This is a genomic window from Acidovorax sp. (genome assembly GCF_046339755.1).
Taxonomy (GTDB): Bacteria; Pseudomonadota; Gammaproteobacteria; order Burkholderiales; family Burkholderiaceae_C; genus Acidovorax.
In genome coordinates this window covers 1-5,509 of record NZ_JBKDTZ010000101.1, presented here as the reverse complement: position 1 = coordinate 5,509, position 5,509 = coordinate 1, and the positions used below count along the sequence as shown (strand labels likewise).

Here is a 5,509-nt window from a genome sequence, read left to right as displayed (position 1 = left end):
GCATGGCACACTGCAGAAAGTTCGCCGGCATTACAAATTAAGGAGCAGGAGGCCCAGAAGGCACCTGCCATGTGGCGGATGCGCTTCCACAGGATGGGTGCGTCGGCCTCGGCCACGAGTTCGCCGTCCACGCCGTTGTCCAGCTGCACGCGCGTGAAGATGCTCTTGATCGCCATGAGCACGCCGATGGCCACCGCAATGCCCACGAAGATGATGAGCTTGGGCGAATACTTGTGGAAGAAGAAGGCCGTGACCCAGAACGACAGCCAGACCGCCAGCGCCCCCTGTACCACCAGCGCGGCGGCGCTGGCCCAGGTGGTCAGGTGCCAGCCGGTGACGAAGCTGGTGTACTGCATCTTGCGGTCCACGAAGGCCAGGGCACCGAGGCCCAGCACCGAGGCCAGCAGCAGTGCGCCAGCCACCAGGGTCCACAACGAGGCCTTGCGCACCAGGTTGAACTGCCACAGCTCGCCGTACTGCTCGCACACCGCCTCGCGGTAGTCCTGCAACTCGGGCGACCTGTTGGTGCAGATGGTGGACGGCGGATTGGCGCGGTAGAAATCCTTCTGCGCCTGCTTCTCGGCCGCGGGCATGGCCTTTTCGGCGTCGATGCGCTGGCCAATGCGGGCGAGGAACTGGGTGTCTTCGTCGCGCTGGGCATAGCCGGTGAACAGGTAGGCGGCCAGCGGGATCAGGAACAGCGACAGCAGCGAATAGCCGAAGACCTTGGCCAGGCCCAGGCGCAGGGCGGAGGAGATGTTCATACGGGAGCGGACGGTTGGAATGGTTTTGTGGAATCCGGCGAAGCAAAGGGGTCCAGGCACGCCCGCAGCGCGCCCTTTCCTCACCCCTTGGCGCGGATTATCGGAAAACACCCGTTTTGTGCCAGCCGTACAAGGTAACAATTGGATAAGTGGTGGCCGTGCCTGACCGAATGGCACACCAGCCCGGATGGATCACCGGGGAGCCAGGGCCTGCGGGCACCCGTGTCGCATAAAATGGTGGGTTCCACCCTCTCGACAGCAGAGGCGCCCCGCCAGGGTTGCCTCTCCACCCTGCCCCACCCATGAGCACGCCCCTGCAACAACCCGGCCTCGACAGCCTGTCCAAATCGTTTGAACCCGCCGCCCTGGAGGCCCACTGGGGCCCCGAATGGGAACGCCGGGGCTATGGCGTAGCGGGCTTTCGCGGCACCGGTGCGGCGCAGGCGGGCGAGCCGGCCTTCTCCATCCAGCTGCCGCCGCCCAACGTGACCGGCACGCTGCACATGGGCCATGCGTTCAACCAGACGATCATGGACAGCCTGACGCGCTACCACCGCATGCGCGGCCACAACACGGCCTGGGTGCCCGGCACCGACCACGCCGGCATCGCCACGCAGATCGTGGTGGAACGCCAGTTGCAGGAGCAGGGCATCAGCCGCCACGACATGGGCCCCACCCCGCCCGAGGCGCGCAAGAACTTCGTCGCCAAGGTCTGGGAGTGGAAGGAAAAGAGCGGCAACACCATCACCACCCAGATGCGCCGCATGGGCGACAGCGTGGACTGGAGCCGCGAGTACTTCACCATGGACGACAAGCTCTCCAAGGTGGTGACCGACACCTTCGTGAAGCTGTACGAGCAGGGCCTGATCTACCGCGGCAAGCGCCTGGTGAACTGGGACCCCAAGCTGCAGTCCGCCGTGTCCGACCTCGAAGTGGAAAGTGAAGAGAAGGACGGCTCGCTCTGGCACATCGCCTACCCGCTGGCCGACGGATCGGGCAGCCTCACCGTGGCCACCACCCGCCCCGAGACCATGCTGGGCGACGTGGCGCTGATGGTGCACCCCGAGGACGCGCGCTATACCCACCTGATCGGCAAGAACGTGGTGCTGCCCCTGGTGGGCCGCGAGATCCCCATCATCGCCGACGACTATGTGGACAAGGAGTTCGGCACCGGCGTGGTCAAGGTCACGCCCGCGCACGACCCCAACGACTATGCCGTGGGCCAGCGTCACCAGCTGCCCATGATCGTGGTGCTCACGCTGCAGGCCACCGTCAACGACAACGCGCCCGAGAAGTACCGCGGCCTGGACCGCTTCGTGGCGCGCAAGGCCATCGTGGCCGACCTGGAAGCCTCGGGCGCCCTGGTGGAGACCAAGAAGCACAAGCTCATGGTGCCCATCTGCACCCGCACCGGCCAGGTGGTCGAGCCCATGCTCACCGACCAGTGGTTCGTGGCCATGAGCAAGGTGAGCGAGCAGGACCCTACGGGCAAGAGCATTGCGCAAAAGGCCATCGACGCCGTGGCCAGCGGTGAGGTGACCTTTGTGCCCGAAAACTGGGTGAACACCTACAACCAGTGGATGAACAACATCCAGGACTGGTGCATCAGCCGCCAGCTGTGGTGGGGCCACCAGATCCCGGCCTGGTACGACGAGGACGGCAACGTGATCGTGGCCCGCAGCGAAGCCGAGGCCCAGGCCAAGGCCCCGGGCAAGACCCTGCGCCGCGACGAGGACGTGCTGGACACGTGGTACTCGTCCGCCCTGGTGCCGTTCAGCACCATGGGCTGGCCCGAACAAGGCGACGGCCCGACCGACGACTACAACCTGTACCTGCCCAGCACCGTGCTGGTGACGGGCTACGACATCATCTTCTTCTGGGTGGCCCGGATGATCATGATGACCACGCACTTCACGGGCCGCGTGCCGTTCAAGCACGTGTACATCCACGGCCTGGTGCGCGACGCGAAGGGCAAGAAGATGAGCAAGTCCGAAGGCAACGTGCTCGACCCGGTGGACCTGATCGACGGCATTGCGCTGGAGCCCCTGCTGGACAAGCGCACCACCGGCCTGCGCAAGCCCGAGACCGCGCCCACGGTGCGCAAGAACACGCAAAAGGAGTTCCCCGAGGGCATCCCGGCCTACGGTGCCGATGCGCTGCGCTTCACCTTTGCGGCGCTGGCCAGCCTGGGCCGCAGCATCAACTTCGACAGCAAGCGCTGCGAGGGCTACCGCAACTTCTGCAACAAGCTGTGGAACGCCAGCCGCTTCGTGCTGATGAACTGCGAGGGCCAGGACTGCGGCCTGAAGGAGCATACCAAGGAAGAGTGCCAACCCGGCGGCCCCGCCCATGGCTACATGCACTTCAGCCAGGCGGACCGCTGGATCTCGTCGCTGCTGCAGAAGACCGAGGCCGAGGTGGCCAAGGGCTTTGCCGAGTACCGCCTGGACAATGTGGCCAACACGATCTACGACTTTGTCTGGAACGAGTTCTGCGACTGGTACCTGGAGATCGCCAAGGTACAGATCCAGACCGGTACCGAGGCCGAGCAGCGCGCCACGCGCCGCACGCTGATCCGCACGCTCGAAGCCATCCTGCGCCTGGCGCACCCCATCATCCCGTTCATCACCGAAGCCCTGTGGCAGACGGTGGCGCCCGTGGCCGGTCTCAAGGGTGAATCGGTCAGCATCGCCCGCTACCCCGAAGCGCAGCCGAGCAAGATCGACGAAGCCGCCATTGCGCACATGGAGCGCGTCAAGGGCCTGGTGGATGCCTGCCGCACGCTGCGCGGCGAGATGAATGTCTCGCCATCGACCCGCCTGCCGCTGTACACCGTGGGCGACACGGACTTCATGCGCGGTGTGGCGCCGGTGCTGCAGTCCCTGGCCAATCTCAGCGAAGTCAAGGTGTTTGACGACGAAGCTGCCTGGGCGGCTGCGGCGCAGGCCGCGCCCGTGGTGGTGGTGGGCGAGGCGCGCATGTGCCTGCACATGGAAGTCGACGTGCCAGCGGAAAAAGCCCGCCTGTCGAAGGAAATCGCGCGTGTCGAGGGCGAAATAGCCAAGGCCGAGGCCAAGCTCTCCAACGAGGCCTTCGTGGCCAAGGCCCCGCCGGCGGTGATCGACGAGGCGAAGAAGCGCATCGCCGATTTCACGGCCATGCTGAGCCGATTGCGCGATCAGCTTACACGGCTGGGCTGAAACCGCCGCCATACTCAGGGGATGCGTGCCCGCGCAGGCGGGTACCGTCCCCTTTTTCATCCCTCTTGCAAGGAGCCCCATGACCGCTGCATCCGCCATCCGCAAAGCCGTTTTTCCCGTTGCCGGCCTGGGAACACGCTTTCTGCCGGCCACCAAGGCATCGCCCAAGGAGATGCTGCCCGTGGTGGACAAGCCGCTGATCCAGTACGCCGTGGAAGAGGCCTATGCCGCCGGCATCCGCCACATGATCTTCGTGACCGGCCGCAGCAAGCGCGCCATCGAGGACCATTTCGACACGGCCTACGAGCTGGAGAACGAACTCGAAGCCGCCGGCAAGGAAGAGCTGCTCAACCTGGTGCGTTCGGTGCAGCCCGACGACATGGACTGCGCCTTTGTCCGCCAGCCACGCTCGCTGGGCCTGGGCCATGCCGTGCTGTGCGCCGAACCCCTGGTGGGCAAGGAGCCGTTTGCCGTGCTGCTGGCCGATGACCTGATGGTCGGCCCCAAGGGTGGCCAGCCCGTGCTGGCGCAGATGGCGGCGGCCTTTCGCCAGCAGGGCCGCTCGGTCATCGCCGTGCAGGAGGTGCCCGAGGACCAGGTGCACAAGTACGGCATCGTGGCCGGCGAATCCGCCGGGGGCCCGCTGATCCGCATCGACCGCATCGTCGAGAAGCCCAAGGCCGACGTGGCCCCTTCGCGCATGGGCGTGGCCGGCCGCTACATCCTCACGCCCGGCGTGTTCGAGGAGATCCGCAACCAGCCGCGCGGCGTGGGTGGCGAGATCCAGCTCACCGACGGCATCGCCCGGCTGATGGCGCACGAGGCCGTGTACGCCTTTCAGTACGAAGGCAAGCGCTACGACTGCGGCAGCAAGGAAGGCTTTCTGGAAGCCACGGTGGAACTGGCGCTGCAACACCCGCAGGTGGGCGCCTACTTCCGCGAATACCTCAAGGGGCTGAGCCTGTAAGGCGAATCCTCATGCCGTACCGGGTGCGGCAGGCCCACCAACAAAAAGTCCTCCCGCCGCGCACGCAGCGGGAGGACTTTTTGCTGTGGAGCCAGAGACACCCTCGCTCCATCCGGCAATTGCCTTTACCTGCGGCGCAAGATGTGGATGAACTCCTTGGCGTCGTCCGCGCCTTCGCTCGTCTGCTCGACCAGCTCGTTGCCCGTCTGCTTGGCAAAGGCCTGGAAGTCGCGCACCGAGCCCACGTCGGTGGCCACCACCTTGAGCAACTGGCCGCTGGCCAGGTCGGCCAGGGCCTTCTTGGCCTTGAGGATGGGCAGGGGGCAGTTCAGGCCGCGTGTGTCGATTTCTTTGTGGATGTCCATGGTCGTCAGTCCTTTGGCGGCAGGTCCAGGCCGCGGCGCCGCTCTGCATTTTCCTCGGCGTTGAAGAACACCGGCTCGTGCCCGCGCGTGCGCAGCCAGTCGGCCAGCGCATAGCCAGTGCCGGCAGGCCAGCATTTGAGGTCCGCCAGGTCGACCATGCGGTAGTCCACCAGCTCGGGCGAGAGCTTCACTTCACCGTGCGCCACCACATGG

3 protein-coding genes and 2 pseudogenes are annotated in these 5,509 nt (G+C 65.8%); 2 read left to right on the top strand and 3 right to left on the bottom strand.

What is annotated here, in order from left to right; translation table 11 throughout:
- Positions 1-764, bottom strand: a pseudogene (locus ACK59X_RS08330) (peptidase M48); the annotation flags it as partial.
- Positions 765-1,066: 302 nt separating this feature from the next.
- Here ACK59X_RS08330 and ACK59X_RS08325 point away from each other — a divergent pair.
- Together ACK59X_RS08325 and galU are read left to right on the top strand one after the other, a co-directional pair.
- Positions 1,067-3,964 (top strand): valine--tRNA ligase, encoded by a 2,898-nt coding sequence (locus ACK59X_RS08325; RefSeq protein ID WP_409956415.1) that lies wholly within the window; start codon positions 1,067-1,069, stop codon positions 3,962-3,964.
- A gap of 79 nt (positions 3,965-4,043) precedes the next feature.
- Positions 4,044-4,931, top strand: coding sequence for a UTP--glucose-1-phosphate uridylyltransferase GalU (galU, locus tag ACK59X_RS08320; RefSeq protein ID WP_409956414.1), 888 nt, complete (start codon positions 4,044-4,046; stop codon positions 4,929-4,931).
- Between the two features lie 125 nt (positions 4,932-5,056).
- Here galU and ACK59X_RS08315 read toward each other — a convergent pair whose 3' ends face one another.
- Positions 5,057-5,296 (bottom strand): sulfurtransferase TusA family protein, encoded by a 240-nt coding sequence (locus ACK59X_RS08315; RefSeq protein WP_409956413.1) that lies wholly within the window; start codon positions 5,294-5,296, stop codon positions 5,057-5,059.
- 5 nt (positions 5,297-5,301) lie between these two features.
- Positions 5,302-5,509: pseudogene (locus ACK59X_RS08310) on the bottom strand (NUDIX hydrolase); the annotation flags it as partial.

Coding starts and splice junctions, on each gene's coding strand:
- ACK59X_RS08325 (WP_409956415.1), top strand. CDS start 1,067: ATGAGCACGCCCCTGCAACAACCCGGCCTCGACAGCCTGTCCAAATCG.
- galU (WP_409956414.1), top strand. CDS start 4,044: ATGACCGCTGCATCCGCCATCCGCAAAGCCGTTTTTCCCGTTGCCGGC.
- ACK59X_RS08315 (WP_409956413.1), bottom strand. CDS start 5,296: ATGGACATCCACAAAGAAATCGACACACGCGGCCTGAACTGCCCCCTG.